Annotated in this window: 28 protein-coding genes; 18 read left to right on the top strand and 10 right to left on the bottom strand. The window is 65.5% G+C overall.

Features of this window, described 5'->3' with window-relative positions; translation table 11 throughout:
• Window positions 1-208 precede the first annotated feature (208 nt).
• Both DVDV_RS01400 and arfB read left to right on the top strand, forming a co-directional pair.
• A complete protein-coding gene (locus tag DVDV_RS01400) occupies window positions 209-919 on the top strand; it encodes an anaerobic ribonucleoside-triphosphate reductase activating protein (protein WP_254845184.1) in 711 nt (236 codons plus the stop codon).
• Window positions 920-1,121: 202 nt separating this feature from the next.
• Entirely contained in the window at window positions 1,122-1,547 is a 426-nt protein-coding gene (arfB, locus tag DVDV_RS01405; protein ID WP_075352944.1) for an alternative ribosome rescue aminoacyl-tRNA hydrolase ArfB, read from the top strand.
• 23 nt (window positions 1,548-1,570) lie between these two features.
• On the opposite strand, the gene DVDV_RS01410 is transcribed toward arfB, so the two are convergent.
• Window positions 1,571-3,298, bottom strand: coding sequence for a methyl-accepting chemotaxis protein (locus DVDV_RS01410; RefSeq protein WP_254845185.1), 1,728 nt, complete (start codon window positions 3,296-3,298; stop codon window positions 1,571-1,573).
• Window positions 3,299-3,687: 389 nt separating this feature from the next.
• On the opposite strand from DVDV_RS01410, the gene DVDV_RS01415 reads away from it, so the two are divergent.
• The 5 genes from DVDV_RS01415 (at window position 3,688) to DVDV_RS23720 (ending at window position 8,949) form a co-directional block, all read left to right on the top strand.
• Window positions 3,688-4,104 carry an SxtJ family membrane protein gene (locus tag DVDV_RS01415; RefSeq protein WP_075352946.1) on the top strand — a complete coding sequence of 139 codons (417 nt, stop codon included), beginning with the start codon at window positions 3,688-3,690 and terminating at the stop codon, window positions 4,102-4,104.
• Window positions 4,105-4,177: 73 nt separating this feature from the next.
• Window positions 4,178-4,327 (top strand): DUF5989 family protein, encoded by a 150-nt coding sequence (locus DVDV_RS22605; protein ID WP_175577039.1) that lies wholly within the window; start codon window positions 4,178-4,180, stop codon window positions 4,325-4,327.
• 12 nt (window positions 4,328-4,339) lie between these two features.
• Window positions 4,340-6,205 (top strand): carbamoyltransferase, encoded by a 1,866-nt coding sequence (locus tag DVDV_RS01420; RefSeq protein WP_075352947.1) that lies wholly within the window; start codon window positions 4,340-4,342, stop codon window positions 6,203-6,205.
• Window positions 6,206-6,640: 435 nt separating this feature from the next.
• Window positions 6,641-7,027, top strand: a complete 387-nt coding sequence (locus DVDV_RS01425; protein ID WP_075353017.1) for a hypothetical protein — start codon at window positions 6,641-6,643, stop codon at window positions 7,025-7,027.
• Between the two features lie 230 nt (window positions 7,028-7,257).
• Window positions 7,258-8,949, top strand: coding sequence for a glycosyltransferase (locus tag DVDV_RS23720; RefSeq protein WP_075352948.1), 1,692 nt, complete (start codon window positions 7,258-7,260; stop codon window positions 8,947-8,949).
• A gap of 96 nt (window positions 8,950-9,045) precedes the next feature.
• On the opposite strand, the gene DVDV_RS01435 is transcribed toward DVDV_RS23720, so the two are convergent.
• Window positions 9,046-9,780 carry a LysM domain-containing protein gene (locus DVDV_RS01435; protein ID WP_075352949.1) on the bottom strand — a complete coding sequence of 245 codons (735 nt, stop codon included), beginning with the start codon at window positions 9,778-9,780 and terminating at the stop codon, window positions 9,046-9,048.
• A 137-nt stretch (window positions 9,781-9,917) separates the two neighbouring features.
• Here DVDV_RS01435 and DVDV_RS01440 point away from each other — a divergent pair, with 137 nt between their 5' ends.
• Window positions 9,918-11,600 (top strand): glycosyltransferase, encoded by a 1,683-nt coding sequence (locus DVDV_RS01440; protein ID WP_075352950.1) that lies wholly within the window; start codon window positions 9,918-9,920, stop codon window positions 11,598-11,600.
• Here the strand turns inward: DVDV_RS01440 and DVDV_RS01445 are convergent.
• Both DVDV_RS01445 and DVDV_RS01450 read right to left on the bottom strand, forming a co-directional pair.
• Entirely contained in the window at window positions 11,572-12,453 is an 882-nt protein-coding gene (locus DVDV_RS01445) for a M23 family metallopeptidase (protein WP_075352951.1), read from the bottom strand. The two genes, DVDV_RS01440 and DVDV_RS01445, sit on opposite strands and share 29 nt — an antisense overlap.
• Before the next feature lie 192 nt (window positions 12,454-12,645).
• Window positions 12,646-12,936, bottom strand: a complete 291-nt coding sequence (locus tag DVDV_RS01450) for a hypothetical protein (RefSeq protein ID WP_075352952.1) — start codon at window positions 12,934-12,936, stop codon at window positions 12,646-12,648.
• Window positions 12,937-13,152: 216 nt separating this feature from the next.
• Here DVDV_RS01450 and DVDV_RS01455 point away from each other — a divergent pair, with 216 nt between their 5' ends.
• The 3 genes from DVDV_RS01455 (at window position 13,153) to DVDV_RS01465 (ending at window position 17,168) form a co-directional block, all read left to right on the top strand.
• Window positions 13,153-14,058, top strand: coding sequence for a chemotaxis protein (locus DVDV_RS01455; RefSeq protein ID WP_075352953.1), 906 nt, complete (start codon window positions 13,153-13,155; stop codon window positions 14,056-14,058).
• A gap of 64 nt (window positions 14,059-14,122) precedes the next feature.
• Window positions 14,123-16,663 carry an ABC transporter ATP-binding protein/permease gene (locus DVDV_RS01460; RefSeq protein ID WP_075352954.1) on the top strand — a complete coding sequence of 847 codons (2,541 nt, stop codon included), beginning with the start codon at window positions 14,123-14,125 and terminating at the stop codon, window positions 16,661-16,663.
• A complete protein-coding gene (locus DVDV_RS01465; protein WP_075352955.1) occupies window positions 16,629-17,168 on the top strand; it encodes a cyclic nucleotide-binding domain-containing protein in 540 nt (179 codons plus the stop codon). Before DVDV_RS01460 ends, DVDV_RS01465 begins: the two co-directional genes overlap by 35 nt.
• On the opposite strand, the gene DVDV_RS01470 is transcribed toward DVDV_RS01465, so the two are convergent.
• From DVDV_RS01470 to DVDV_RS01485, 4 genes are all read right to left on the bottom strand, one after another.
• Entirely contained in the window at window positions 17,165-18,325 is a 1,161-nt protein-coding gene (locus DVDV_RS01470; protein ID WP_075352956.1) for a Fic family protein, read from the bottom strand. The genes DVDV_RS01465 and DVDV_RS01470 overlap by 4 nt on opposite strands.
• Window positions 18,326-18,498: 173 nt before the next feature.
• Window positions 18,499-19,347 (bottom strand): class I SAM-dependent methyltransferase, encoded by an 849-nt coding sequence (locus tag DVDV_RS01475; RefSeq protein ID WP_075352957.1) that lies wholly within the window; start codon window positions 19,345-19,347, stop codon window positions 18,499-18,501.
• A 227-nt stretch (window positions 19,348-19,574) separates the two neighbouring features.
• Window positions 19,575-20,726 carry a glutamate 5-kinase gene (gene proB, locus DVDV_RS01480; RefSeq protein ID WP_075352958.1) on the bottom strand — a complete coding sequence of 384 codons (1,152 nt, stop codon included), beginning with the start codon at window positions 20,724-20,726 and terminating at the stop codon, window positions 19,575-19,577.
• 36 nt (window positions 20,727-20,762) lie between these two features.
• Window positions 20,763-20,963, bottom strand: a complete 201-nt coding sequence (locus DVDV_RS01485; protein WP_075352959.1) for a hypothetical protein — start codon at window positions 20,961-20,963, stop codon at window positions 20,763-20,765.
• Window positions 20,964-21,095: 132 nt separating this feature from the next.
• Between DVDV_RS01485 and DVDV_RS01490 the strand changes: the two genes are divergently transcribed.
• The 6 genes from DVDV_RS01490 to DVDV_RS01515 all read left to right on the top strand — a co-directional run bounded on the left by DVDV_RS01490 (window position 21,096) and on the right by DVDV_RS01515 (window position 24,326).
• Window positions 21,096-21,824 carry a 2-phosphosulfolactate phosphatase gene (locus tag DVDV_RS01490; RefSeq protein ID WP_075352960.1) on the top strand — a complete coding sequence of 243 codons (729 nt, stop codon included), beginning with the start codon at window positions 21,096-21,098 and terminating at the stop codon, window positions 21,822-21,824.
• A 74-nt stretch (window positions 21,825-21,898) separates the two neighbouring features.
• The gene (locus DVDV_RS01495) at window positions 21,899-22,882 is read left to right on the top strand and encodes an HD-GYP domain-containing protein (protein WP_075352961.1); all 984 of its coding nucleotides are present in this window, start codon (window positions 21,899-21,901) and stop codon (window positions 22,880-22,882) included.
• 9 nt (window positions 22,883-22,891) lie between these two features.
• Window positions 22,892-23,107 carry a dual CXXC motif small (seleno)protein gene (locus DVDV_RS01500; protein ID WP_075352962.1) on the top strand — a complete coding sequence of 72 codons (216 nt, stop codon included), beginning with the start codon at window positions 22,892-22,894 and terminating at the stop codon, window positions 23,105-23,107.
• Between the two features lie 128 nt (window positions 23,108-23,235).
• Complete coding sequence (locus DVDV_RS01505; RefSeq protein WP_083634539.1) at window positions 23,236-23,622, top strand: type II toxin-antitoxin system RelE/ParE family toxin; 387 nt, start codon at window positions 23,236-23,238, stop codon at window positions 23,620-23,622.
• A gap of 64 nt (window positions 23,623-23,686) precedes the next feature.
• Window positions 23,687-24,013, top strand: a complete 327-nt coding sequence (locus DVDV_RS01510; RefSeq protein WP_075352963.1) for a helix-turn-helix domain-containing protein — start codon at window positions 23,687-23,689, stop codon at window positions 24,011-24,013.
• A 49-nt stretch (window positions 24,014-24,062) separates the two neighbouring features.
• Window positions 24,063-24,326: a hypothetical protein gene (locus DVDV_RS01515; RefSeq protein WP_075352964.1), complete on the top strand. Its 264-nt coding sequence runs from the start codon at window positions 24,063-24,065 to the stop codon at window positions 24,324-24,326.
• 42 nt (window positions 24,327-24,368) lie between these two features.
• Here the strand turns inward: DVDV_RS01515 and DVDV_RS01520 are convergent, their stop codons facing one another.
• Together DVDV_RS01520 and DVDV_RS01525 are read right to left on the bottom strand one after the other, a co-directional pair.
• Window positions 24,369-24,869: a GNAT family N-acetyltransferase gene (locus tag DVDV_RS01520; protein ID WP_075352965.1), complete on the bottom strand. Its 501-nt coding sequence runs from the start codon at window positions 24,867-24,869 to the stop codon at window positions 24,369-24,371.
• 11 nt (window positions 24,870-24,880) lie between these two features.
• The gene (locus DVDV_RS01525) at window positions 24,881-25,159 is read right to left on the bottom strand and encodes a DUF1778 domain-containing protein (RefSeq protein WP_075352966.1); all 279 of its coding nucleotides are present in this window, start codon (window positions 25,157-25,159) and stop codon (window positions 24,881-24,883) included.
• A 310-nt stretch (window positions 25,160-25,469) separates the two neighbouring features.
• Between DVDV_RS01525 and DVDV_RS01530 the strand changes: the two genes are divergently transcribed.
• Window positions 25,470-26,693, top strand: coding sequence for a sodium:calcium antiporter (locus DVDV_RS01530; protein ID WP_075352967.1), 1,224 nt, complete (start codon window positions 25,470-25,472; stop codon window positions 26,691-26,693).
• Window positions 26,694-26,779: the final 86 nt, after the last annotated feature.

Below are 26,779 nucleotides of genomic sequence, written 5' to 3' on the forward strand. Positions count from 1 at the left end.
GGCCGGGGGGATGATCCCCCCGGACCCCTGCAATGGGAGAAGTTTGTACAGGGGTTTGGGCGCTGGCTGACAGTCCGGTCGGCTGTGGGCCGGGACAGCCGGCGTTTGGGTTTGACGGGAACCGCCGTTGCTTCCCCCCGAACCGGCACAAGGGCGGCCCTGGCCCTGCCGTGGCGCAGCGCCCTTGCCGCCGGCCGGCAGGAGCGGTATGGGACGCGACATGAACGGACTGATCATCGGCGGCGTCACACCGCTTTCCACCCTGGATTTCCCCGACGCCCTGGCGGCGGTCATCTATTGCCAGGGCTGCCCCTGGGGCTGCCCCTACTGCCACAACGAACCCCTGCGCGAAATCACCGACCAGACCGAACGCGACAGCGCCGCCGTGCTCACCTGGCTCGAAGGCCGGCGGGGACTGTTGGATGCCGTCGTCTTTTCCGGCGGCGAACCCACCCTCCAGGACGGGCTCGTCCCCGTGCTCGAAGCCGTGCGGGCCATGGGCTTCAAGGTCGGCCTGCACACCACCGGCATGTACCCCGACGCCCTGGCCGGCATCCTGCCGCTTTGCGACTGGGTGGGCCTGGACATCAAGGCCCCCAGGTCCGCCTACGACCGCATCACCGGCGTGTCCGGCAGCGGCGAGGCGGCCTTTGCAAGCCTCACCCGGCTCCTAGGCAGCGGCGTCCCCTTTGAGACGCGCACCACCTGGCATCCGGGCCTTTTGACCGAAGCCGAACTGGCCGAACTGGCCGGCGAACTGGCCGCGACCGACGCCGGACGCTGGATCATCCAGGGGTTTCGCCCCGACGGCTGCACCGATCCCGAGCTGGCCGCCGCCGGACCGGCCGTGTTTCCGCCCGACCTCGTCACCCGGCTCCAGGCCGCCGCCCCGCGCCTGACCATCGCCGTCAGGGTGTAGAAACGAAGGAGAGAAGGCAGAAGGCAAAAGATGCCCCCGGCCCCCTGCAAAGGGGGAAATTTTGAGGGGGTTGGGGCAGACGCCGCTGCCCCTTTACCCCCGGCAGGGAGGGTCCGGGAGGGGGTTACCCCCTCCCGGCCGCCGGAGGCACTCTTTTCCTTCAATAAAGGGACGGCGTTGCCGCGAACGTTGTGAGGAATGTATGGACAGTCTGCGCATCACCAGCCGGGTGGCCATCCCCCTGGCCGAAATCTCCTTTATCGCGGCCCGAAGCGGCGGCCCCGGCGGCCAGCACGTCAACACCACCAGCACCAAGGTGACGCTGTTATTCGACCTGGAAGCCTCGCCAAGCCTGACCGACTCCGACAAGGCCCATATCCGGCAGGCCCTGGAAGGACGCATCGGCAAGGACGGGGTGCTGCACGTGGTGTCCCAGTCCACCCGCAGCCAGTTCGCCAACCGGGAAATCGCCCTGGAACGCTTTGCCGCCATGCTGCGCGTCGCCCTGACGCCGGCCCCGCCCCGCAAAAAGACCCGCGTCACCCTGGCTGCCAAGCGCCGCCGGGTGGACGACAAGAAGCGGCACGGAGCCCTCAAGCGCCAGCGCACAGCCGGCAGCGACGATTGATCCGGGGCCGGCCCAAAACCCGGTCATGCCCCCTGGCCTCCATCGGCATTGTTGCGGTGCATGTCGTCAATGAGGGTCTTGATGCTGGCGATCTGCCGGGCCAGTTCGTCAATGGCCAGGGCCGACTGGCGCATGGCGTCAGAGGTGGCCGAAGAAATGCGGTTGATGTCGTCCACGGTGCGGTTGATTTCCTCGCTGGTCGCCGACTGCTCCTCAGACGCCGTGGCAATGGCCCGGACCTGATCGGCTGCGGCGGCAATCAGCGAGACAATGGCGTCCAGGGCCTCGCCGGATTTCTTCGACAATTGCGTGGCCTCCTCAATCGTGACGGCGGCCCGCTCCACATTGCCTATATTCTTCTTCGCCCCGGCCTGAATGCCGCTTATGGCCTGATCCACTTCCTTGGTGGCGGTCATGGTCTTCTCGGCCAGTTTGCGCACTTCATCGGCCACCACCGCAAACCCGCGGCCGGCATCGCCGGCCCGGGCCGCCTCGATGGCGGCGTTTAAGGCCAGCAGGTTGGTCTGGTCGGCAATGTCGGAAATGACCGACAGCACATGCCCGATGCCAACAGCCTGCTGCCCCAGGGCGTCCATGTCGGCCTTAAGCGACAGCGCCTGTTCCTTGACCCTGCTTATGCCGGAAACAGCCTCGCCAACCACCCTGGCCCCCTCGGCAGCCCGGGTCATGGCCTCGTCCGTGGTCCGGGCCGCCCGGCCGGCGTTTTGGGACACCTCCAAAACGGTGGCGTTCATCTCCTCCATGGCCGAGGCCGCACTGGCCAGGCGCTCGGCCTGCTCGGCTGCGCCGTTGCTGGACAATTCCACCTGGCTGGACAATTCCTCCGAGGCCGAGGTCACACTGTCCACGATGTCCTGCAATTCGCCGGCCGCCTGCAGCATTCCCTCGGCTTTGGCCCGCTTGGCCGCCCGCGTGGCTTCTTCGGCAATCCGGGCGTGTTCCCGGGCAGCGCCGGCCTCGCGCTCGGCTTCGTCGGACTTCTGGGCGGCCAGTTGGATTTTGGCTTTGAGCGCCTGGACCATGGCCGCGATCGCTTCTTTGACCTCGGCCAATTCCTTGAGAAAATGTCCCTGGGGCACGGCTTCGAGATCGCCCTCGGCCACGGTGCGGGAGTAGGCGCGCAGCCGCAGCAGGGGCGAGAACAGATCCGACTGAAGCCGCCACCAGGCCAGGGAGATGATGACGACCAGGACCCCCAGGGTGGAAAGACCGGTGGTGACTGCAGCCGCAGCCGCCTGCTGCTTGGCCCGGTCCAGGGAGGAAATGATCTCAAACGCCCCATGCACCTCGCCTTCCTTCCAGCCTTCCTTGATGCCGCCCAGCGGATCGGAGTCGCCCTTGGCGTCGCCGTGGCAGTAGAGGCAGTCCTTGGTCAGCCGGATGGCCTGAAAATACCGGATCGAGTCGGCGTCCTTGACCACGATTTCATCGATCTTCTTTTCCTTCATTTCCCGCAGCACCCGCAATTCTTCCGGCGTCGGCGTATTGTGCGGATTTCTCGGTTGCTCTTTGGGAGCCCTGAAGGAAAAGCCCAGACGCTTGGCATTGTCAGCAACCATGTTAATGGCCGTAATCACCGGCACGGCCTCAATGAGCCGCTCCTTGGGAATCTGGTCAAAGGGCCTTATAACGCCAAAATCGAGTTTTTTGGCCATTTCCCCGCGTGCCGAGGTGGCCATGGAGACGATACTTCGCGATTCGTGCAGCACAGCTTCTTCATACGATGACATAATGAAACCCATATCAATATAATATATCACCAAGGCAGTGAGGACAGGCCCGAACAGTACGACAAAAAGCGCACGGGTTCGTATCGTCATGAAATACCTCGCATCACAATGGTATAATAAGACATGTCCCAGAACACTACTGGCACAATAACAAAGAACCATCCCTGGTCAACGACTATCTCCTTTCCTTAATTTCCAAAAGATTGATATCCTATTCAGTGCATGAGCTACTAGTTAAGCATCGCCAACTGCTTTCCGGTTCGTTGCCGGCCCCCTCGGCTGCCCAGAGCCAACCACCCTTGACGCCTTCCCATGCTGCGGGCTAGGGGAAGCCTGTCTCCGGCCCCGGGCCGGACGGACGCCAACGCCTTGATCGGAGCAACCACCCCATGTCATCACTGGAACACAAACGCCAAAAGGCCTCGTTTTGGCTTTCCGCCACCCGCGACCAGGCCCGCGACACCGGCATGGCCCTGGTCCTGGTCAGCCTCATCGTGTTTTTCGTCACCCGGGAAATCCGCTACGTGACCATCGCCGCCGGACTGTTGCTGCTCGACATGATCTCCCCGTCGCTGTTCAAGCCGGCGGCCAAGGTCTGGTTCGGCCTGTCCCATGTGCTTGGCACCGTCATGTCCAAGGTGCTTTTGACCCTGGTCTTTTTCCTGGTGCTCACCCCCATGGGCCTTATGCGCGGCCTCCTCGGCAAGGACCCCATGCGCATCGGCCAGTTTAAAAAAGACACGTCTTCGGCCTTTCGGGTCCGGGACCACGCCTTTACCCCGGCCGACATCGAACAGCCGTTTTAACACCGCTTCGGCCACACCCCATATTTTGCTGCCCTGACCGGCCCGACCGGCCTGGGCGGCCTCTGGAGGCAACATGGAATTTTTAAGCGAGCTTTGGAACTTTCTGCGGGTCCGGAAAAAATTCTGGCTGCTGCCCATCATCCTGGTGCTGCTGCTTTTCGGCGTCCTGGTGGTGCTGACCAGCGGCACGGCCGTGGCCCCCTTCATCTACACGCTGTTTTAGCCGGTAGCGCCCATGGCCGAATATATTCTGGGGATCTCCGCCTATTACCACGACTCTGCCGCCGCGCTCTTGCGTGACGGCGTGGTCGTGGCCGCCGCCCACGAGGAACGCTTCACCCGCAAAAAGCACGATGCCGATTTCCCCCGCAAGGCCGCAGCCTACGTGCTGGCCGAAGCCGGCATCGAACTGGCGGAACTCTCCGCCATCGCCTTTTACGACAAGCCCTATCTCAAGTTCGAGCGCCTGCTTGAGACCTACCACGGCTTTGCCCCCAAGGGCCTTCGCAGCTTCCTGTCGGCCATTCCGGTGTGGATCAAGGAAAAGCTCTTCATGAAAAAGATGCTGCGCGATGAACTGGCCGAACTCGGCCCGGGCAAACCGCGCATCCTTTTTCCCGAGCACCACCTGTCCCACGCCGCCTCGGCCTTTTATCCCTCGCCCTTTGAAGAGGCCGCCATCCTCACCATCGACGGCGTTGGCGAGTGGTCCACCACCACCATCGGCGTCGGCCGCGGCAAGGACATCACCTTCCTGCGCGAGCTCGACTTCCCCCACTCCGTGGGCCTGCTCTATTCCGCCTTCACCTACTACTGCGGCTTCAAGGTCAATTCCGGCGAATACAAGCTCATGGGCCTGGCCCCCTACGGCATCGAAGGCTCGGCCCGGGTCGAAGAATACAAGGCCAAGATTCTTGAGACCCTGGTCGATCTGCGCCCGGACGGCTCGATGCTGCTCAACATGGCCTATTTCAACTACGCCACCGGCCTGACCATGTGCCGCGACGCCAAGTGGGAGGCCCTGTTTGGCCTGCCCAAGCGGGCCGGCGAGTCCGAACTGGGCCAGGAACACATGGACATGGCCCTGGCCATCCAGCAGGTCACCGAAGAGGTGGTGCTGCGTCTGGCCCGGACGGCCCGCGAGCTGACCGGTTGCGCCAACCTCGTCATGGCCGGCGGCGTGGCCCTTAACTGCGTGGCCAACGGCAAGCTCCTTCGCGAAGGCATCTTTGACGACGTGTGGATTCAGCCGGCCGCCGGCGATGCCGGCGGGGCGCTGGGCGCGGCCCTGACCGCCTGGCACATCTGGGCCGGGCATGAGCGCACGCCGCTGCCGGAAGGCGCCCTCGACCGCATGGCCGGGTCCTACCTCGGCCCACAGTTCACCCGGGCCGACGCCCTGCGTCTGGCCTCCCGCCGGGAAGCGCCGCATACGCTCTATGACGACTTCAGCGACCTGTGCGCCGTGGTGGCCGACCTGCTGGCCGACGGCAAGGTGGTCGGCTGGTTCCAGGGCCGCATGGAATACGGCCCGCGCGCCCTTGGCGGCCGCAGCATCCTGGGTGATCCGCGAAACCCGGAGATGCAGAAAAAGCTCAATCTCAAGATCAAATACCGCGAAGGGTTCCGGCCCTTTGCCCCGTCGATTGCCGCCGAGGCCGTGTCTGACTATTTCATCCAGGACCGCCCCTCGCCCTACATGCTGCTGGTGGCCCCGGTGGCCGAGGCCCTGCGCTTCCCCCTGCCCGACGGCTACTGGCAGATGCCCATGTTCGACCGGCTCTACGTCAACCGCTCGAAACTGCCGGCCATCACCCACGTGGACTTCTCAGCCCGCATCCAGACCGTGCATCAGGCCACCAACCCGCGCTACCACCAGCTCATCACCACCTTTGGCCAGCGCCACGGCTGCCCGGTGGTGGTCAACACCAGCTTTAACGTGCGCGGCGAGCCCATCGTCTGCACGCCCGAAGACGCCTACCGCTGCTTCATGCGCACCGAGATGGACTACCTGGTGGTGGGCGACTGCCTGTTCGCCAAGGAAGGCCAGCCCGAGTACGCTGAAACCGGCGACTGGCGCGGCGAATACGAGCTGGATTAAGTCGAAAAAGAGAAGAAGATACGAAGATAAGAAAGAATGCCTCCGGCGGCCGGGAGGGGGTAACCCCCTCCCGGACCCTCCCTGCAAGGGGACAAAGGGGAGGCTGGGCAGTCGGCCCACCCCGTGCCTCGGCATCTGCCGCATTCCCCAGCCGGCCGGCTCTCGCGACAAGACACCCCCCGTTGAGACATGTCCCCTTTGCCAAGCCCCTGCGCCCCTGGCCCCAAGACGCAAAACGCTCTGCGCTCAAAGTGCCTGTCCCTACCAAATACCTCGATTTTTCCCAGCCAACCGCTTCGACCGTGGCCGGTTGCTGGACGCCAGGCGACGTTTGCGCGACAAGACAGGACTGGCAGTGAAACCCCGGTCCCTTAAGAATAGACTGGAAGGGCCGAAGGGATGGCTGATGACGGCCGGGCGGCCGGGGAGGACGGTATGAAACGCGTGATGCTCATGATCCTGGTCCTGGCGCTTGGCTTCGGCAGCCTGCCCAGCCGGGCGGCAGCCTTTGACGAACAGGCGGTGATGATCTGCGCCTTCCGCCAGGCCCTGGCCATCCTCACCTGCAAAGAGCCGGAAAAATACAGCTTCCTTGGCATACGCGACGGCGTCTTCGTGTTCAACAGCCACTACGCCAAGGGCTTTGCCGATTTCTACGTCCAGATAAACGGCGATCTGGCCATCTTCTCCAGCCGGGTGTGGCACGGCCGGATGCCGTCCGGACGCATCATCCGGGACACCACCGCCGGCTGCATCACCGTGGCCATTGACCCGCTGCCCTGCTCAAGCTTCAAGAGCGCCCGCTGCTGCGGCAGCCAGTAAGGGGAAGCGGGAGGAAGAAGGAAGAGTGCCTCCGGCGGCCAAAGGCTGAGCCCTTTGGAATCCCACCTGGGGGACGTTTGATTTGACCGGGTGCGTGGCCGGGGCGAGACGCGAAAATTGTTTTTTGAGCGTGACGGGAACCACCGTTGCTCCGGCGGACGGCGCTGTGTTGCCGCAGCGGAAGATGGTCAGAGACACATTCGGATTTTGCGATCGCGACATGAAGCGCCATGCCATCTGACTATGCCGCAACGGCCCTGTACGCCCCGGACGGGTCCGTGGCCGACGTGCGCCTGACCGTGGCCGGCAAGGTCCGCCATCTGGCCGGGCGGGGCGGGGCTGCGGCCGAGGGCGGCAGGGCCCTGGCTGCTGCGGCCGCGGCCGGACCGGGTTGCCTGCCGGTCTTTGTCGGGGCGGGCCTGGGGGCCGGCATCGCTGCCGTGCGCGGGGCCGGGTACGCCCCGGTCTTTGTCCTGGACCGGGAGACGGCCATAGACGCGGCAACCGGCCTGCGCGCCCGATTTGCCGATGACCCGGCCGTGCGTTTTTGCGACGACCCCGACCCTTTGGCCGCGGCCGCCAGGGCCGCCGACGCCGCCCGAAGCGCCGGCTTTGCCCGCCTGTGTCCCATCGTCCACCCGGCCTACCCGCGCCTGGACCCCGGCTGGTACGCCGGGGCCACCGCCGGCATTGCCCGCTATGAGGCCCTGCGCCAACAGCTCGGCTACCGCCGGTTTACGGCCGAGAGCCACCGGGTGCTCATCCTGCGCCGGCCCTATTTTCTCTACCGGGAAATCGAGGCCGCGCTCACCCGGCTTGGCGTCCCCTTTCTCACCCTGGACATGGGCCAGGGCGAACGCGGCGAGTCGGCCACGGTGGAGGCCCTCCTGGCGGCGGTCGCCCGCTTTCGCCCGGATTTCGCGCTGACCGTCAACCACCTGGGCCTGGACCGCCAGGGGCGGCTGGCCGGGCTGTTGGCCGACATCGGCCTGCCCCTGGCCTCCTGGTTTGTCGACAGCCCACGGCTGGTCCTTCATGACTATGCCGGACTGGCCACGGCCGGAACCATGCTCTTTTCCTACGACGCCGACGCTGCCGCCGAGATGCGGGAACTGGGCTACGCCCACACCGCCTGGCTGCCCCTGGCCACGGATACCGGGCGGTTCACCCGGCGCGACCCGACTCCGGGCCACCCCTGGCAGGCCGATGTGTCGTTTGTGGGGGCGTCCATGGTGTCCCAGGCGGCCGAGGCCCTGGAGCGGCTGGCCCATGTCCCGGCCCTGGCTGCCGCCCTGCCCGAAGCGGCAGCCGCATTTGCCGCTTCGCCGGAGAAAAGCGCCCGGCGGTTCCTGGCGGCCCACCCCGCCTGCGGCCCGGCCTATGCCGCCCTGGACGGGGCCGAGGACCGGCTCGACGCGGAGAAGGCCCTGACCTGGGAGGCCACCCGGCTGGTCCGCCACGCCTGCGTGGCCGGGCTTTTGCCCTTTGCCCCGCTCATCGCCGGGGACGCGGCCTGGGATACGGTCCTTTCCAAGGCCGGCCCCGGCTGGCGGCGTATCGCCCCCCTGGACTATTACGACGAGCTGCCGCAGTTTTATCCCCAGAGTGCGGTCAGCCTCAACACCACCAGCCTGCAGATGAAGGGGGCCGTCAACCAGCGGGTCTTTGACGTGCCGGCCTGCGGCGGCTTTGTCCTGACCGACGCCCGGGAGCAGCTTGGCGCCTTGTTCGATGTCGGCGGCGAGTGTGCGGTCTACGACCACCCCGAGGCCATCGGGGACATGGTGCGCCACTATCTCGCCCATCCGGCCGAGCGCGCCCGCCTGACCGGGGCGGCCCGGCAGCGCATCCTGGCCGAACATACCTATGACAAACGGCTCAACACGTTGCTTTGCGCCATGAAAAAGGCCTTCGGCGACTGACCGAAGGCCTTTTGGCGGACCCGGTGTGACGAGTCCGCCTGGCGGCAAGACAGGCGGGCCTGTGTTCCTTCCCGCCCGAAATCGCCGGCCCCGGGGTCAGGGCGTCGGGATGGTGAGCTGCTTGCCGGCCGCGATCTTGCGCGGATCGGTCAGGCTGTTGGCGTCCATGAGGCGTTTTTCGCTGATCCCATGGCGCTTGGCTATGGAATAGAGGGTGTCGCCGGGCTGGATCAGGTAGCTGCCCGGACCGGCCGGGCGGGTGGTGGCGGCGCGGGCCGGCTTGGACGCGGGCGCAGTCGCGGACGTATCCCCCGTTGCAGCCACAGGCGCAGCCACAGCCGGAGCCACCGGCCGGGGAGCGGCCGAAACCGGAGCCATGGCTGCCGGGGCCGGCGTGGCCGCATCATTGAGCTCGCGGCCGGCCGGGGTATTGACGGGCACGGCCGGCGCAGCCTTGGGTGCGGTAACAGGGACGCTCACCCCGGGCGGCGGCGGCGGCAGGGTATCGGTTTCTTTGCCCAGACGGCCGCCAAAAGGCTTGTCCTGACGGTCAAAAAGTTCGTTGTAGATCACAGCATAGCGACCATACGCATCCTGGTAGACGACGAACTCGGCGTTATCCTTGTCATGGCTGCTGCCGGCCTTGGTCCAGGCGGCGTGGGCCTCGTTGACCTGCCGCCAGGCCATCTCGGCGTCCTTGCGCAACAGATCGTCGGAGACGTATTGCATGTTGCGCTCCAGCCCGTCGTACTTGCTGCACCCTGGGACGAACGCCACGGCCAGCCCGGCCAGCAGGAAGGCCAGAAAAAGTCGGGATTTTCCTCGGAGCATATCAGTTCCTCATAGCCCGCCGCGAGTTCCCTGCGACGTGGTTTGATCATGTGCCGGAAAGCGTGCGATACATGCCCGGTTATGCGGCGTTCGTCAAATTGCGAGGGGGTCGCGCTGCCCGCCAAGGTGCGCAAAAAATGATGCAACATCCTGCAATTGCAGCTTATCCTGCTCCAGACAGCCTGCGCCGCGACCTGCCCTTGTGGGCCTTTGGCCTGGAGGGTTCCTGGCTGTCCCGGCATCTGGCCGGGCAGTTGGCCGCCCTGGCAGCCGGCCAGCCCAAATTCTCCGGCATCGCCGCCCGGCTGGCCGCCTGGAACTTTGAACGCGCCCCCCTCGATCCGGCCTTTGCCGCCGCGGCCCGCGCCGCCGGCCGGGTGCTTGGCGAGGCTCCGGCCCGGCGCAGCCTGCTGCGCGAACTGGGCCGCCGGCTGCGCCGCCCGGCCAACACCCGCGATTTCGCCGCCCTGGCCGAGGCCCCGGACCCCGGCCCGGCCCTGGCCTTGTTGGAGCGGGGTCTGGCCGACCCGGCCGACGGGCTGTACTGGTGCGGCCGGGGCTTTGCCTTTGCCCTGGCCCGGGGCATGGCCGAGCTGGCCCGGGACATCGCCGCCCGGCTGGGCAGCGATCCGGCCCTGGCTCCGCTCGGGGCGCGTCTGGCTGCCGAGGCCGCCCTGGCCTGGGACGGGCCGCCAGCCGTCCAGGCCGCCCTGGCCCAGCTCGACCAGGCCTGTTTCCCGCGCTTTGCCGCCCTGGCCACGGCCGCCGGTCTGGCCGAAACCGGCGATACGGACGGCGCGGCCGCCGTCCTGGCCCGGCTCTGGGCCACGGAAAACTGGCATCCCGACCTGACCGCCCGGCTCCATGCCCTGCTCTGTCCTCCGGCCCCGGCGGCCCTTGACGCCCTGCCCGGCCGGCTCCACGTCTTTGTCTACACCTGGAACCGGGCCGGGCTGCTCGGTCGGACCCTGGCCAGTCTGGCCGACAGCCGCCTGGGCCCGGCCCGGGTCACGGTGCTCGATAACGGCAGCACGGACGACACCGCCGCCGTATGCCGGTCCCTGGCCGCCCGGTTCGCCCCAAAGCGTTTCGCGGTCGTCCGGCTGCCGGTCAATGTCGGCGCGCCGGCTGCCCGCAACTGGCTGGCCCGAACCGCCGGCCTTGGCCCGGATGATCTGGCCGCCTATGTGGACGACGACGTGAGCCTGCCGCCCGACTGGCTGGAGCGCCTGGCTGCGGCCCTGGCCGCCGACAGGACCGCCGACGTGGCCGGAGCGCGCATCGTGGCCGCCGCTCCGGGAGCCGCCCGGATGGCCCAGGCGGCCGACGTGCGCCTGCTGCCTCCGGATGCGGCCCACAGCGTGCGCCCCCTCGTCAATTACGGTCCGGGGCCGGACCTGGGGCTTTTGGCTGCGCTTCGCCCCTGCGCCTCGGTCTCGGGCTGCTGCCATCTCTTTCGCGGCCGGGCCCTGGCCGGGCCGGCCCCCTTTGACCTCCGTTTCTCCCCCAGCCAGTTCGACGATCTGGCCCGGGACCTGACCGGCTTTCTGGCCGGAGGCCGGGCGGTCTACGCCGGCACCCTGGCCGTGGGCCACCACCAGCACGCCGGTCCGGGCCAGGCCCGGAGTGCTGCGGCCGTGGGCCAGTTGCTTGGAGCCAGAACCAAGCTCGACGGGCTTTTTAGCCGGGAGCAAATGGCAGTCGCGGCCAGGCGCGACCTGGATACGGCCTGGGAGGCCCTGATGGCGGGATGGCGGGCAGTACGGCAGCGTGTGGCCGAAAACAGCCCGGCTAATCGAGCAGATACTGCCGGGGATTGACCGGGGTGCCGTCCGCGCGCACCTCGTAGTGCAGATGCGAGCCGGTGGTGCGTCCGGAATTGCCGGACTGGGCAATGACCTGGCCCCGGCGGACCTGCTGGCCGGGCTTGACCTCGATCTTCTTGAGGTGGGCATAGACGGTTTCCAGCCCGTAATCATGGCTGATGACCACACGCAGGCCATAGCCGCTCATGGTGTCGGCCTCGGTGACCCGGCCGGCCCCGGCCGCATAGACCGGGCTGCCGGTTGGCACCTTGATGTCCACGCCATTGTGGAAATCGCCGCCCCGGCCAAAGGGCGAGGGCCGAGAGCCGAAGGCCGAGGTGATGAAGCCCCGGGCCGGCCACAGGGTCGGCTTGGCCAGAAATTCCAGTTTGCGGCCAAGCAGGCTGCGGGCCAGTTCCTGCTGCGCCACTTCCTCCCGGGCCATGCGCGTGCCCAGGGCATCGAGAAAATCAAACAGCCGCCGGCCCAGATTGTCTTCCACGGCCAGCCCCGGCAGCCGGGGAACGGCCGCCCCGCCCATGTCGCCGCGATCCGGGACGGGCCGGTCGAGCATGACCCCGAGCTTGGCGTTAAACGAGGCAATGCGCCCGGCCTCGTCGCCAACCCGGCGCACCCGGTCGCGCAGGCGCATGGCGGCCGCCTTCTGGGCGGCAAGCTCCCCCAGGACGGCCAGCCGCCGCACGGCCAGGGCCTCGTAGCCGGACTGGAACCGCCACAGCCAAGCCCCGCCCATGGCCAGGACAGCCAGCACCGCCAGCGGCAACAGGAACATCCAGCGGCGATAGACGAACAACCGGCGGATGCCGTGCGGGCCGTAGACAAATATTTCGAGTTCTCGTTCGAGCATGGAGATCCGGGCGTGCGGCCGCTGCTTGGGGATAGGCCCCGGCTGCGGCCACACGCCGCCAGGCGCTTTGGTCCGGCGGATCGGGACTCGTGTCGCGCCCACGAAGTTCAGGCTTGCAAAAAGCAAGACAATGAACTGAAATAAAAAACTATTTCTTAAAAATACCGACCTGCTTTTTCAAGAAATCCAACACTAGCCGAAAAGCCAGGTGAACAGGTCGCTCCAGTCCAGGCTGCCGGAATAGTCCTGGCCGTTGACCGTAGCCGACCCGGAGACCGTGGTCGAGCCCTTGTCCAGGGAGAAATTCCAGCCCACGGTGGTGGCGTCGATGGCCAGGCTGCCGGTCGAACTGACGGTCACGGCATTGGGATCGATGCTCCCGGAGGCCGAACCGTAGGGCGTGGAAAAACTCCATGACCCGGCCCAGGCAGCCGCCGGAACCAGGGCAAGGATCAAAGCCAGTACGCAAAGATTGGCGCGCATGACGATTCCTCCTTTGCACCACGCCGCCGCTGGCGGCCTGATGCCGGTCCGGCCGGCAGGCCGGTCCTTTTTCTGGCTATAAGATGCCAAGCGCCCCTGTCAACCGCCCGGCCGGTCCGGGTAAAGCGGCGGACGCATTTACACGGCGGCACGACTCGTCTATCGTTACAAGAGTGCTTTCTCTCCAACCTTTGCCGCGTAATGCCGGGAGCCTCTATGGCCCAGACGGATATCCTGCTCGAAGCCGGGACCAACGAGCTTGAGATCATCGAGTTTTTCATCGACGAGGGCCCGGAGCGCGGCCTGACCGCCTACGGCGTCAACGTGGCCAAGGTCCTGGAAGTCATCGAGTCGCCCGGGTTGGTCCCCATTCCCGGCGCGCCCCATCCCTGCTTCATGGGCACCATTCCCCTGCGCGACATCGTGCTGCCGGTCCTCGACCTGGCCGTGTGGCTGGGGCTGCCCCGAGTGCGCCGCGACCACGAAATCATCCTGGTCACCCGGTTCAACAGCCGCACCACCGGTTTTCTGGCCTCCGGCGTCACCAATATCCACCGTTTCCACTGGCGCGACGTCGAACCGCCCCATCGCTCCATCACCAGTCTGGCCACCAACTGCATAACCGGCCTGGTGCGCCAGGACGGCCGCTTCATCCTGTTGCTCGACCTGGAAAAAATCATCTTCGAACTCGACGCCACCCAGCCCGACGACGCCCCGCCGCCCTCGGCAATCCGCCTGCGCGCCCTGGTGGCCGAGGATTCCGGCATCATGCGCCACATGATCCGCGAACGCCTGGAAGCGGCCAATTTCGAGGTGGCCCTGGCCGACAACGGGCAGCAGGCCCTGGATCTGCTGCTTGGCCAGGAACGCCGCCAGCCCGACATCGTCATCTCCGACATCGAAATGCCGCTGCTCGACGGCTACACCCTGACCCGCCGCATCCGGGAGAACCCGGCCCTGGCCCATCTGCCGGTGGTGCTGTTCTCTTCGCTTATTACCGACGAACTGCGCCACAAAGGCCAGTCCGTGGGAGCCGATGAACAGATCTCCAAACCCCAGTTCGGCGATCTGGCCCGCATCGCCATGGCGCTGATCGAAAAACGCCGTCGCCTGGCCGTCTGATTGCCTTTACAGGCAAATCGCGGCACAGTGGTCTCCCAATTCCTCAAGAAAGGCGGACCGCCGCATGAAGTTTCGCCCCGACATCCCTGACGCCATCTACAAGCGGTCCATGTTTTCCTGGGTGTGGACCAGCAACCTGAAGCTTCAGGGCATCCTGCTCATCATCATCGTGGTCACGGTGGCTGTTCGCGTGTTGCCGCTGGAGATGCAGAAAAAGATCATCAACCAGGCCATTTCGCTCAAGCGCGTCGATCTGCTGCTCACCTACTGCGGCTACTATCTGGCCTGCGTGGTGTCGGCCTCGGGCTTAAAACTCGCGATAAACGCCCTGCAAAACTACATCGGCCAGGAGTCCCTGACCGATCTGCGCAAAAAGCTCTACGCCCACATCCTGACCCTGCCCATGTCCTTTTTCCGCCAGGCCTCGCCGGGCATGGTGGTAACCTCGCTTATGACCGAGGTTGCCAACACCGGCGAGTTCGTCGGCCAGGCCATTGCCGTGCCGGTCACCAACCTGCTGACGCTTTTGGCCTTTGCCGCCTACCTCTTCTATCTCAATCCGCTCATGGCCGTGATCAGCATGGCCCTTTATCCCATAGCCATCATCGTCATCCCGGCCCTGCAAAAACGGGCCAACGCGGCCAACAAGCAGCGGGTGGACACCGGGCGCAAGCTCTCGACCCTGGTCGGCGAGACCATTTCCGGCATCCACGAGGTCCACGGCAACGCCAGCTTCCGCCTGGAAAATTCCCGCTTCGGCGTCATGGCCGACAAGCTCTTCAAGGTCCGGGTGGTCTGGAACCTGTACAAGTTCGCCATCAAGGTCTCCAACAACTTCTTCCAGAACCTCGGTCCCTTCGTGCTCTTTTTGGTGGGCGGCTATCTGGCCATCAACGGCCGTTTCGACCTCGGTGCCCTGGTGGCCTTCCTCTCGGCCAATGAAAAGCTCTACGACCCCTGGAAAGAGCTGATGGATTTTTACCAGACCTACCAGGACGCCTCGGTCAGCTACAGCCGAATCATGGAATACTTCCAGGGCGACCCGGAATTTACCGCCGAACCCGAAGACCCCAGGCCCCCCCTGGCCCTGACCGGCGCGCTGTCGGCCCAGAATCTGGTCATGGAGGTGCCGGGCGGCATCCAGCTCCTAAAGGGCGTGTCCCTGGACATCGCGCCGGGCGAGCTGGTGGCCCTGGTCGGCTTTTCCGGCTCGGGCAAATCCACCCTGGCCCTTTGCCTGTGCCAGATTCTCAAATACAGCGCCGGCACGGCCACCTTTGACGGCAACGACATCGACGCCCTGCCCAAGTCCGACATTGCCGACAACATGGGCATCGTATCCCAGCATCCGTTCATTTTCGAAGGCACCATCAAGGACAACCTGCTCTATTCCATAAACGCCCGGCGCGCCGCCCACGACGTTTCCGGCGAGGACGGGCTGCCAAGCCTGGACGAGATCATCGCCGGGGTGCAGCAGGTGGGCCTTTTCGCCGACATCCTGCGCTTTGCCCTCAATTCGGTCTTCAAGGAGGGGCGCAAGGAGAATCTGGTCAAAAAGGTGGTCCGGGTGCGCGAGGCCTACCACGCCGGCCATGCCGAATCCCTGGCCGAGTGGGTGGAATTTTTCGACCCGACCCAGTATCTGTACTTCAGCACCGTGGCGGAAAACATCATCTTCGGCACCCCAGGCCGGGACGATCTGGCCCCGGAAAACCTGCCGGCCAATCCCTTTTTCATCGCCTTTCTCCACGATGCCGGCCTTAAAATGCTGCTCATGCAGACCGGCGCGGAACTGGCCACCCGCACCGTGGACATCTTAAAGGACGTGCCCTCCCCGGACGCCATCTTCTTCGAACAATCGCCCATCACCATGGACGAATTCGACACCTACCGCGAGCTGGCCGGCCGGCTGGCCCGGGTGCGGCTGCACAAGCTCTCAACCGAGGACGAGCGCCTGCTGTTGACCCTGGCCCTGCGCTTCACCCCCGGCCGCCATACCATCGTCGGCCTGTCCCACATCCTGGAAGGCCTGCTGCTCCAGGGCCGGGCCATGTTCGCCGAGCGCGTGACCTCCGACATGCCGGGCGCGGTGACCTTTTTCAGACGCGACGACTACCTCTATTCCATGACCGTCATGGACAACATTCTCTTTGGCCGCTTGAAGACCACCAGCCCCAAGATCCTCGACCAGATCCAAAAGACCATTGTCAGCCTCTTAATCGAAGAGGACATGCTGGAGCGGGTGCTGGAGATCGGCCTGGACTTCCAGGTCGGGTCCATGGGCGACCGGCTCTCGGGCGGCCAGCGCCAGAAAGTGGCCCTGGCCCGGGCCTTTCTCAAGGAACCGCCGGTGCTTATTCTCGACGAGGCCACCGCGGCCCTGGACAACGCCTCCCAGTCGCGCATCCAAAACCTGCTGGAAACCAAATGGCGCGGGCGCTCCACGGTCATCGCCGTGGTCCACCGCCTGGACACCATCAAGAATTACGACAAGGTGGCGGTCATGAAGGCCGGCCGGATCGTCGAGGTCGGTTCCTATGCCGGCCTCATGGAAAAAAAGGGGATGCTCTATGAGCTTGTCTACGGAGCAGCCGGAAGGGCGTAGCGCCGGCACCAAGGCCTGCGGATTCAACGACTACCTGGAAGTTCTGCGCGAGCAGCCGCTTTTTAACGGTGTGCCGCTGGATGTGATCAAGGTTCTGGCTTATTTGTCCACGGTGGAGACGTTTGCCCCGGGCGACCCTCTGTGCGAGCAGGGAGAGGCCATGGACCGCTGCTGGTACGTGTTGTGCGGCGAAGTGGACGTGGTGCGCGCCACAGGCGACTGCCAGGCCCCGATGCTGCGGCGCGGCCAAGCCTATTTCTTCGGCGGCCTGGGCCTGCTCGCCGCCACCAAGGCCGTCTACACGGTGCGCGCGGCCACGCCGGTCGAATGCCTGACGCTGACCAAGGAAAAATTCCTCAAGACCGCCGAGCGGTTCCCCGCCATCCTGCCCAAGATCCTCAATAATGTGGTGGAGCACATCTTCCGCTGGGAAGAGGCATTTCTCTCCGCCCACGCCGAGGAATGCGCCAGCCGGGGGGGCGAAATGGGGCTCAGTCTTTTTTAGGGAGCCAGCCGGTAGCTGACGTTTCGCCCCTGGCCCGGATTCTCCAACACCATGCCCCAGGCCGCCAGTTCGGCAATGTCGCGATAGGCCGTGGCCCGGCTGGTTTTGGTCATGGCCGCGTACTTGCGCGTGGTCAGCCCGCCCTCGAAGGCGTCGCCGGCATCAAGCAGCCGGTTGACCACCTTGCGCTGCCGTTCGTTGACCGGGCAGGCCGCAAATCGCTGCCAGAACGCCGCCTTGCCGACAACCCGGTCCACCACAGCCTCGGCCTGCTCCATGGCCCGGCCAAGCAGCCCCAGAAACCAGACCAGCCACTCGGTGACGTCAAGTCCGCCCTTCTGGCTGCGCTCCAGCTCCTCGTAGTAGGCCTCGCGCTCGGCCAAAATCCTGGCCGATGCGCTGTACAGCCGCACCGGCGACCCTTCGTCCCCGGCCAGGGCCATTTTGGTTATGGCCCGGGCCAGCCGGCCGTTGCCGTCCTCGAAGGGATGGATGGTCAGGAAATACAGATGGGCCAGCCCGGCCCGCACCAGACCATCCTGGCCGTCCCAGCCATCTCGGCCTACCTGGCCGCCCGGAAAGGCCGCCCCGGCCCGCCACCAGCCGAAAAACCGCTCCATTTCCGGCCCGACCCGGTCAAAGGGCGGCGCCTGGAAATGGACCACTTCCCGATTGCCCCGGCCGGACACCACCTGCATGGGGGCCTCGCCCCGCCAGGTGCCTACGCCAATGCGGCGCAAGCCTGCATATCCAGTGGGGAACAGCGCCCCATGCCAGGAAAAAAGCCGCGCAGCGTCAAGGGGCGCGTCATAGCGGGTCACGGCGTCAAGGACCACGGCCACGGCACCGTCCTCCCGGGGACCAGGGGCAGGCAGGCCAGCAGTGGGCAGATCAAGATGCCGGGCCACCGAGGAACGCACCCCGGCCGCATCCAGTTTTTCACCTTCGATGCCGGAGCTGGCCAGCACTTCCCGAGCCAGCACGGCCGCCTGCTCCAAGCGGTCCGCGACCAGCCCCAGGGACGTTGCCCGGGACAAAAGACCGCCCTGCAACCGGCGTACCCGGCCCAGGGGCGCAAGCAGGGCGGCCGCGTCAAACCGGAACTGCGGCCAGTCGGGCAGTTCCCAAAGATATTGGGGGGAGGTTATTCGCTTCATATTATGAAGCGAATATGGCGCACAATCGCTTCAGGCGCAAGGCCGGCGCTGCCGCAGCCGAGCCGGTGGCCAAAGGAAAAGAGGGCGTTGCTCGTTGCCGGGAAGCCGCAAACGCTTCACTATTTGAAGCGATTAACCGGCTTATTCGCTTCACCCGGCCGGGCCGGTCGGCCTCAGGCCGGCTTTTCCGTCACGAACACCACGGAATTGTATCGCAAAAACCCGGCCTTTTCGCCGGCTTTCCAGGCCGCGACGTACTGCTCGTAGAGGTCGCCCTCAATGATGCCCGGCATCTCGGCGGGCTTGTAGAAGGCCACGTGGGAGGCCACGAGGGTGGGTTGGCCGCGACGGGTCAACAGCGTTGGCAGGTCGTCGCCGAAATCCGTGACCACCAGGGACCCGCCCTGGCGCACCGGGTCGCCGTGGTGCACCGGCGGCAGCACGTCGCGCCGGCCTTCCTTGTCGTAGCGCACCCGGACGGTGGTGGCGTGCCCCTCGTGCATGGGCACGGTGAAGACATGCCGCCCGCCCGGAGCCAGGACGCGCCACAGCTCGTCAAAGGCCTGCCAGGGATCGGCCACGTGCTCCAGGATGTCCTGGGTGACGACCAGATCGAAGCTGGCGTCGACAAAGCTCAGGCGCTCCAGATCCTCGCACCGAATCCCGGCCTGGGTGCATTGCCCGGGGGCAATCATTTCGGGCAGATATTCCGAGCAGACATAGCCCGGCAGACAGCGCAGCGTGTCATGGAGCGGGCCGGCGGCCTGGGCCTCGTACACCCGCCAGCCGGCCATGGCCGGCAGGGCCTCGGGCAACCGCCGCACCGCCGGTCCGGCAGCCAGTTGGGCCACCACCCGGGCCACATCGCGGGTGCGCCGGCTGGCCCGGCAGGAGGAACAGCGCGTCTCGCGCAGGCTAAATCCCGGCTTGATCGGCGAAAACACGGCCTTCTTGCCGCAGACCGCGCATTGGCCGTCGGTCTCGAACACATCCCATTCCCGGCATTTGGCCTCGGTTTCCATGTCCGTCCCTCCCGGCCGCTCCGTCACGCCAACACGCTGGCGACGGGTTCCCTGATCGACGAAATGTCTTTTCCCGCTCCCGTCCACTGTCGCGGCCCGGCCGCCCCCTTTTTCCCATTGCGGGGGTCCGGGGGGATCATCCCCCGGTGGGGTCCGGGGCAAAGCCCCGGCCGCCGGAGGCTTTCCCCTCGCCTTCGCCTTCACCTTCGCCCCCGCCGCTCACGCCGTCAGATGGCCGGATCAAGCAGCAGATTGTCCCGGTGCACGGCCTCGGCATAGGCGGCCTCGCCCAACACCTGGGCAATACGGCTGCTTTTAAGGCCCATGATCTTTCGCAAATCCTCGGCAGCGTAGTTGGACAGCCCAACGCCGATGACCTCGCCGGCAACCGTGGCCACCCGCACCATGGACCCGACCGGGAAATCGCCGGACACGTCCACGATGCCGGCCGGAAGCAGGCTTTTGCCCTTGTCCCGAAGCGCTCCCACCGCGCCGTCGTCCACGGTCAGCGTGCCCTGGGGATCGTGGTGGTAGGCCAGCCAGAACTTGCGCCTGGGGATGGGCTTGCAGCCCGACAACACAAAGGTGCCCACGGCCTCGCCGGCCAGAGCCCGGGTCAGCGCCCCCTCTTCGCGGCCGGCGATGATGAGCGTCGGCACGCCGAGCTGGGCCACCCGCCGGGCCGAAAGGAGCTTGGAATGCATGCCGCCGGTGCCCAGGGTAGTCTTGGTCCCGCACATGGCGTCGAGGTCGAGCTCGCCGATGTTGTCGATGCACTCCATGGGCGCGGCCGCCGGATTGTCGTCGGGATTCTCGGCAAAAACGCCCCGGGCCGAGGTCAGGTTGACGAACAGTTCCGCACCGATCGTGCCGACCAGCAGGCCGGCCAGGCAGTCGTTGTCGCCGTAAACCAGCTCGGCAATGGCCACGCAGTCGTTTTCATTGACCACGGGCACGGCTCCCAGATCGAAAAGCGTGGTCAGGGTGTTGCGCAAATTGAGATAACGCTCGCGGTTGTCCAGATCGTCGCGGGTTAAAAGCACCTGGGCGGCGATACGGCCGTGGCGGGCGAATTCCTGGTCGTAGGCGTGCATGATGCGGCTTTGGCCGATGGCCGAAGCCGCCTGCCGATGGGGCAGGAAGGTCGGGTCGTAGCGCTCGCCAAGCACGGCCCGGCCGGCGGCCACGGCCCCGCTTGAGACCAGAAGCACCTCATAGCCGGCCTGGGCCAGATCGGAAATCTGGCGGGCCAGGGAGGCGATGACGGACACATCGATACCGCCCGGGCCGGCCAGGACGGCGCTGCCGACCTTGACCACCACCCGGCGGGCCTGGGACATGACTTGCCGGCGTTTCTCACGCCAGTCGCACTGGGCCATCGGCCCTCCTTCTCGCAGCGATGCGGACGTATCCGGTCAGGCCGTTTCGTCGGCAATGGTCCCGCGCGGCGTCTCGGGCACGCCGGCTGGACCGGTGGCCGGCCCATGGTGCGCGGCAAAGGCGGCATCGGCCGCCCTGGCGTCGGCCGCCGTTTCCTTAATCACTCGGTCAAGCCAGGGCTTGTACTCCGGGATGACGGGCAACAGCGGCGGGGACTCTTCGGGCGCGTTGGGCATGAGGACGGCTCCCGACGGATACGGGGTTGTTTTCCTTCCTTTACAACCTCGCCTCCCCGGCGGCAAGGCGGCCCGGCCCCCGCTTTCCAAACCGGGCCGGCGCTGATACAGCTTGGCTGCGGAGGATATCTCGTGCGTATCAAGATGTTGGAACTGCTTTCCGGTGCTGCGGCCGCCTCGGGCGTGGCTGTGGTCATCGACGTGTTTCGGGCCTGCTCGGTGGCCTCTTATGCCTTTGCCGGCGGAGCCGCGCGCATCCTGCCGGTGGACAGCGTGGAAGAGGCGCTGGCCCTCAAGGCGGCCCATCCCGACTACCTGCTGGCCGGTGAGCGCCACTGCCTGAAGCCCGCGGGCTTTGATTTCGGCAACTCGCCAAGCGAGGTGGCGGCCGCCGATCTGGCCGGCCGGACCCTGGTCCACGCCACCAGCGCCGGCACGCGCGGCCTGGTCGCCGCCATGGGCAGCGCCGAGCGCGTCCTGACCTGCTCCTTTGCCAATATGGCGGCCACGGCCGCCGAACTGCTGGCCACCGCCCCGCCGGTGGTTTCGGTCGTGGCCATGGGCAAGGCCGGAATGACCTCGGCCCCGGAAGACCGGATGTGCGGCATGTATCTGGCCAACCTGCTCCAGGACGTGCCCAACGCCTTTGCCGTCATCCCCCAATTTCTGCGCAAAACCGCCAGCGCCGAGATCTTTTTCGGCGACACGGCCATTGTGCCCGAAGCCGATTTCGACCTGTGCCTGACCCTGGATGCCTTTGATTTTTACCTGGAAGCGATCCGGCAGGCGGATGGCCGGCTGGCCCTGGTGCGCCGGGACACGCCGACCCAACCGGCAGCGGACATGCCGTCCCAGGTCTGACCGGAACCGGTCGAAACAAGCTATCATGGCCCGGACACGGGCTGCGACCGGATATCGAGCAAGGAGCGGACGGCATGTTGGGCAAGGCCAGGGTAAACAGTACCGACGAACAGTATTTCGCCATTTCCCCGCTGATGATCTTTCCCCAGGCCTTCGGACGATTCCGGGTCTACATCCGCCAGGCCGGACGCTTTGTGCTCTACGCCGCCGAGAACGAACAGTTCACGCCGCGCCATCGGCAAAAGCTCCACGACGCCGGCGTGGCCGAGGTCTACATCCGGGGCGAACAGCGGCCGGATTTCAACCGCTACATCGAAAAACACCTGCCCCACATCCTGACCGACACGGCCATTCCGGTCCCCGAGCGGGCCAAGGTGCTCTATACCACGGCCGAGGCCGTGGTGCAGGACGTCTTTGACACCAAGCTGCCCCGGGGCATGGGCAAGCGCGAATACACCCGCATCGCCTCGCTGGTGGAAAAATCCCTGACCTTTCTGGCCTCCAACGAATCCCTGCGCTGCATGGCCGCCCTGCTCTCCCACGACTACTCGGTGCACACCCACAGCATGCAGGTGTTCGTCTTCACCGTGGCCATCCTGCAATCCATGAAGGTCGATGAATACACCCTGGTCCAGGCCGGCATCGGCGCACTGTTGCACGACATCGGCAAGACCCACATCCCGACCGAGATCCTGTCCAAACCCGGGCCCCTGACCCCGGAAGAGCGCGTCATCATCAACACCCATCCGACCAAGGGCGTGGCCCTGTGCCAGGATGTGGCCCTGACGCCAACGGCCACCCAGGGCATCCTCATGCACCACGAGCGCATGGACGGCTCGGGCTACCCCGGCGGCCTGGCCGGCGAGCTCATCCCGATCCATGTCCGCGCCCTGTCCGTGGCCGACGTCTACGACGCCCTGACCACCGCCCGGTCCTACGCCTCGGCCATGCCGGCATTTCAGGCCTTGCGGCTCATGCGCGAGGAGATGTCGGGCCATTTCGACATGGGGGTCTTCAAACGGCTGGTGCTTATTTTAAGCGACGCGAACATCGTGTAAGGAGACGCCATGGCTTTTTTCTCGCGCATCAAATTCGAGCCGACCACGGCCAAGAGCATTGCCTGCCCCACCTGCGGCCAAAAACTGACCTTTGACCGCACCTGCCTGACGGTGATGCTCACCTGCCGGAGCTGCGGCGGCAGCTTCGACCCGGCCCGGTTCGTGTCCGAACTCGACGACGATTTCGACGAAGCCTACGCCAACGTGCCGCTCAACCGGATGTAGGGGCAACAGGCAAGGGCGGACTGCTTTCCAACTCTTCCGCCTGCTGCCGTCGCGACCCGGGCCCAAGCGGCAGGGCCATTGACGACAGCCCCAATATGCCTTAAAGGAATAAAACGAGAAGACACACGATGGCTGCTACCCAAAGCCGCACAATGGGCCACGAAAAGACCGGTCCACCGGTAGCCAAGACCATTCGTTTTCTTGGCAGCAGCAGAAAGGAACTGATGGATCTTGGCCCCGAGGTCTGCAAGGCTTTCGGACACGCTCTGCACGAGGGGCAGCATGGCCTGGTTCCCTCCGCATCAAAACCCCTGCCGCAGTTCGGACCCAAGGTGTATGAACTTCTCAAAGACCATGCCACCAACACCTACCGGTGCAATATCTATATCACCAAGCCCTGCATTTACATCCTTTGCGCCTATAAAAAGAAGTCAAAACACGGCAAGGAAATTCCCCGGGAGATCGTAGAATTGACAGGGCAACGCCTGAAAGCCGCCAGAGAACTGGACGCCTGATCGCCCTTTGTGGCTCAGACACGAAAAAGCCCCATGCGTGGCCCGGACGTGGAGGAAATAGGAAATGGCATCCGACCAAGGGTACGAAGAAAGCAGCGGCAATATTTTCGCTGACCTCGGACTCGACAACGCCGAAGAATTGGGATTGCGCTCCAGTCTGGCCATTGAACTGCGCCGAACGCTCAAGAGCCAGGGGCTGACCCAACGCATGGCTGCGGCACAACTCAACACCACGCAGCCGACGCTATCGAAGGTGTTGCGCGGCGATATCGACCGGGTTTCACTGGAAACACTGTTTGCCTGGCTGCGCCTTCTTGGCAAGCGCGTCGAGTACCGGATATGCGACGCGCGCGGCAACAACGCCCAGGCCGTCTGGCGCGAGGCCCGCTGATTGCGCAGCCAGTCCACCCCACCACCTGTTTACTCAACAAGGAGCGCCTATGGCTGCCGGAGTCTGGGACGGCATTGACAAGGAACGCGTGGCCAAAGCCCTGGTCACGGCCTATTTGAGCGACGAATATCTGGAAGCGTTGGCGGCCATCAACAACGCCGAGACCACGGCCGAACTGGCGGCGGCCCGGGAACAAATCAAAAATCTGATGGTCCTTTGGCGCGAGGAAGCGCCGGAATACGCCTTTGTCATCGACGCGCTCTATCTTTTTTCCGAAAAGATCCAGTTGCAGCTGACCGGGGCGGCGGAGTAGGCGGCGGCCGGCCTCCATCCTCGCAATGCCGCTGCGGCCGGCCTAGCGCAGCAGCTTCTTGACGTCCTTCATGACCAGATAAAGATGGCATGGATCAGCCGGGCTGGGGTCGAAGTCGAAACGCTCGTAAAACGCCCTGGCCGCATCGTCCTTGGCCGCGACGAAAAGCGCCCGGATGCCGGCGATGTCGGCGGCTTGCGCCGTGCGGATGAGCGCATCCTTGAGCAGCCCTTTTCCAAGCCCCTTTCCTTGTTCGCCCACATCCACGGCCAGACGGGCCAACACCATGACCGGCACGGCGTGGCGGGCCAGCCCCTGGCCCACCCGCTGCGGTGCGGCAGCGTGCTCCACCGCCCCCACCGCCAGACTATAGTAGCCCACGACCACGCTGCCGCGCGCAGCCACGTAGGTCTGGACGCTGTTGGCCTGGCCGCCGGGCAGGGCGAATTTTTTGAGAAAGCGGTTGAGTTCCTCCCGGCCGCAATCAAAGCCCTGCGTGTCGTGCCCGTTCCCAAGCTTCACGACCGCAGACAGCGGGAGCATAGCCGCCCCGGTCACTCGAACACGCTCGGTTCGCGCAGGAGCGCCTCCAGCCGGGGCCGGCGCGTGGTCGGCGCATCAAGCGCCGCCTGAAACGCCGCCCACTGCGCCGCATCAAGAGAAAAAAGCCGCTGCCCGGCCAACACCGTGGCGGCTTCCGCCAGGGCCACGTCCAAAACAAATTCCGTCACCGTCTTGTGTCTGGCGCTAGCCGCCTCCTGCAACACGCGCTTGGCGCTGGCCGTCGTGCGCAGATCGATGCGCTCGGATTTCGCTTCCGTCCCAGGCTGCATACCATTCCCTCCGCTTCTTCGTTGCAAGCAATGACCCTACCGGATATCCGGACATTGTCCGGACAAAACAACTATGCGACCGCCGCGCCAAACGTCAAGGGCCGGCCGCAGTTGACAGCCACTCCCCGAACGCCTACCTTGGTTGCTCCCAAAGGGGAGTAGCTGTTTCGGATCAGGGTCAACATCACTGCGGCGCGTCTGCCGCCTGGCCCTGTCGTCGGTCCCTCGGAGCCGGCCAGCGAGACCTTTGGCATGCATACGCGCGTGCCAAGGTCTTTTTTTTTGGCCGCGTCAACATCGAGGAGAGACCATGAAAAAACTGCTGCCCCTGTATCTGGCCGTGGCCGCCACCCTGCCAGGACTTGCCTGCTTCCTCCTGTCCATCCACCCCTCGCCGCCGGCCACCGCCGCCCTGGCCGGACTGGCCATTCTCGGCGCATCCTTTCTGCTCCTGTGGGCCTGCGACGTGGCCCAGACCGACATCCCGCAAGCCCTGGCCCTGGCCGTCGTGGCCCTTATTGCCGTGCTGCCGGAATACGCCGTGGACATGTATTTCACCTGGATGGCCGGCCAGCAGCCCGAGTCCGATTATGCCCACTACGCCATCGCCAACATGACCGGGGCCAACCGACTCCTTATCGGCGTGGCCTGGACCCTGGTCGCCTTCCTGGTCTGGTGGCGCACCCGCAAACCGGTGATACTCGAAGGCGAACGCCGCACCGAAGTGCTCTTTCTCGGACTGGCCACGGCCTACGCCATCTCCATCCCGCTGTCCGGGTCGCTGACCTGGGTGGACGGCGTGGTGCTTGTCAGCCTCTACATCGTCTACATCATCATTGCGGCCCGGCGCGAATGCGAGGAACCCGAGCTTGAAGGGGTGGCCTGCGTCATCGGCGCGCTGCCCAAAGGGCTTCGCCGGCTGTCCACCCTGGCCCTGTTTCTTTTTGCCGCCGGAGTCATCGTGGCCAATGCCGAGGCCTTCAGCGAAGGCCTCGTCGCCACCGGCCGCATCGTCGGGGTCAACGAATTCCTCTTGGTCCAGTGGCTGGCCCCCATTGCCTCGGAAGCCCCGGAGGTCATCGTGGCCGTCATGTTCGCCCTGCGCGGCATGGGCGGCATGGCCCTTGGAAGCCTCATTTCCTCCAAGCTCAACCAGTGGACGCTCCTTGTCGGCATGATTCCGGGCGTCTACGGCGTGTCCTCGGGCAGCTTCAGCGTGCCCATTCCCCTGGACGGCGTGCAGATGCACGAAATCATGCTCACCGCCGCCCAGTCGTTGCTGGCCGTCGGCCTGCTGGCCGGCCTGCGCCTGGACATCCGGGGAGCCATGCTCCTTTTCGGCCTGTTTCTCGGCCAGTTCCTGGCCCCGGCCGTGCCCGACGCCTTCTGGAACCTCTTCCCGGGCCACCTCTCGGGCAGCCAGGTCCATTTCTTCTTCAGCTTCCTCTATGCCGGCGTATTCGTGGTGATGTTGCCGCGCACCGGCCGCCACCTGCTGGCCCTGGTGCGTCCGGCGCGACATAAGGCCTCTTGACGCCGGGCAGCCGCAGCCCTACATACCGCCCCCCGCCCCGGGAATTCCGCCCCGGGGCGGACCTCTTTGGCAAGGAGGTCCATCGC

It is taken from the genome of Desulfovibrio sp. DV (genome assembly GCF_001936595.1).
Classification (GTDB): Bacteria; Desulfobacterota; Desulfovibrionia; order Desulfovibrionales; family Desulfovibrionaceae; genus Solidesulfovibrio.

Bases quoted from the DNA above. Each gene is read 5' to 3' on its own strand.
- DVDV_RS01460 (WP_075352954.1), top strand. From the start codon at position 14,123: ATGAAGTTTCGCCCCGACATCCCTGACGCCATCTACAAGCGGTCCATG.
- DVDV_RS01425 (WP_075353017.1), top strand. From the start codon at position 6,641: ATGAAACGCGTGATGCTCATGATCCTGGTCCTGGCGCTTGGCTTCGGC.
- DVDV_RS01485 (WP_075352959.1), bottom strand. From the start codon at position 20,963: ATGCCCAACGCGCCCGAAGAGTCCCCGCCGCTGTTGCCCGTCATCCCG.
- DVDV_RS01450 (WP_075352952.1), bottom strand. From the start codon at position 12,936: ATGCGCGCCAATCTTTGCGTACTGGCTTTGATCCTTGCCCTGGTTCCG.
- DVDV_RS22605 (WP_175577039.1), top strand. From the start codon at position 4,178: ATGGAATTTTTAAGCGAGCTTTGGAACTTTCTGCGGGTCCGGAAAAAA.
- DVDV_RS01435 (WP_075352949.1), bottom strand. From the start codon at position 9,780: ATGCTCCGAGGAAAATCCCGACTTTTTCTGGCCTTCCTGCTGGCCGGG.
- DVDV_RS01525 (WP_075352966.1), bottom strand. From the start codon at position 25,159: ATGCAGCCTGGGACGGAAGCGAAATCCGAGCGCATCGATCTGCGCACG.
- DVDV_RS01470 (WP_075352956.1), bottom strand. From the start codon at position 18,325: ATGAAGCGAATAACCTCCCCCCAATATCTTTGGGAACTGCCCGACTGG.
- proB (WP_075352958.1), bottom strand. From the start codon at position 20,726: ATGGCCCAGTGCGACTGGCGTGAGAAACGCCGGCAAGTCATGTCCCAG.
- DVDV_RS01400 (WP_254845184.1), top strand. From the start codon at position 209: ATGGGACGCGACATGAACGGACTGATCATCGGCGGCGTCACACCGCTT.
- DVDV_RS01530 (WP_075352967.1), top strand. From the start codon at position 25,470: ATGAAAAAACTGCTGCCCCTGTATCTGGCCGTGGCCGCCACCCTGCCA.
- DVDV_RS01520 (WP_075352965.1), bottom strand. From the start codon at position 24,869: ATGCTCCCGCTGTCTGCGGTCGTGAAGCTTGGGAACGGGCACGACACG.
- DVDV_RS01420 (WP_075352947.1), top strand. From the start codon at position 4,340: ATGGCCGAATATATTCTGGGGATCTCCGCCTATTACCACGACTCTGCC.
- DVDV_RS01445 (WP_075352951.1), bottom strand. From the start codon at position 12,453: ATGCTCGAACGAGAACTCGAAATATTTGTCTACGGCCCGCACGGCATC.
- DVDV_RS23720 (WP_075352948.1), top strand. From the start codon at position 7,258: ATGCCATCTGACTATGCCGCAACGGCCCTGTACGCCCCGGACGGGTCC.
- arfB (WP_075352944.1), top strand. From the start codon at position 1,122: ATGGACAGTCTGCGCATCACCAGCCGGGTGGCCATCCCCCTGGCCGAA.
- DVDV_RS01455 (WP_075352953.1), top strand. From the start codon at position 13,153: ATGGCCCAGACGGATATCCTGCTCGAAGCCGGGACCAACGAGCTTGAG.
- DVDV_RS01475 (WP_075352957.1), bottom strand. From the start codon at position 19,347: ATGGAAACCGAGGCCAAATGCCGGGAATGGGATGTGTTCGAGACCGAC.
- DVDV_RS01500 (WP_075352962.1), top strand. From the start codon at position 22,892: ATGGCTTTTTTCTCGCGCATCAAATTCGAGCCGACCACGGCCAAGAGC.
- DVDV_RS01440 (WP_075352950.1), top strand. From the start codon at position 9,918: ATGATGCAACATCCTGCAATTGCAGCTTATCCTGCTCCAGACAGCCTG.
- DVDV_RS01515 (WP_075352964.1), top strand. From the start codon at position 24,063: ATGGCTGCCGGAGTCTGGGACGGCATTGACAAGGAACGCGTGGCCAAA.
- DVDV_RS01495 (WP_075352961.1), top strand. From the start codon at position 21,899: ATGTTGGGCAAGGCCAGGGTAAACAGTACCGACGAACAGTATTTCGCC.
- DVDV_RS01410 (WP_254845185.1), bottom strand. From the start codon at position 3,298: ATGTCATCGTATGAAGAAGCTGTGCTGCACGAATCGCGAAGTATCGTC.
- DVDV_RS01415 (WP_075352946.1), top strand. From the start codon at position 3,688: ATGTCATCACTGGAACACAAACGCCAAAAGGCCTCGTTTTGGCTTTCC.
- DVDV_RS01465 (WP_075352955.1), top strand. From the start codon at position 16,629: ATGAGCTTGTCTACGGAGCAGCCGGAAGGGCGTAGCGCCGGCACCAAG.
- DVDV_RS01510 (WP_075352963.1), top strand. From the start codon at position 23,687: ATGGCATCCGACCAAGGGTACGAAGAAAGCAGCGGCAATATTTTCGCT.
- DVDV_RS01505 (WP_083634539.1), top strand. From the start codon at position 23,236: ATGGCTGCTACCCAAAGCCGCACAATGGGCCACGAAAAGACCGGTCCA.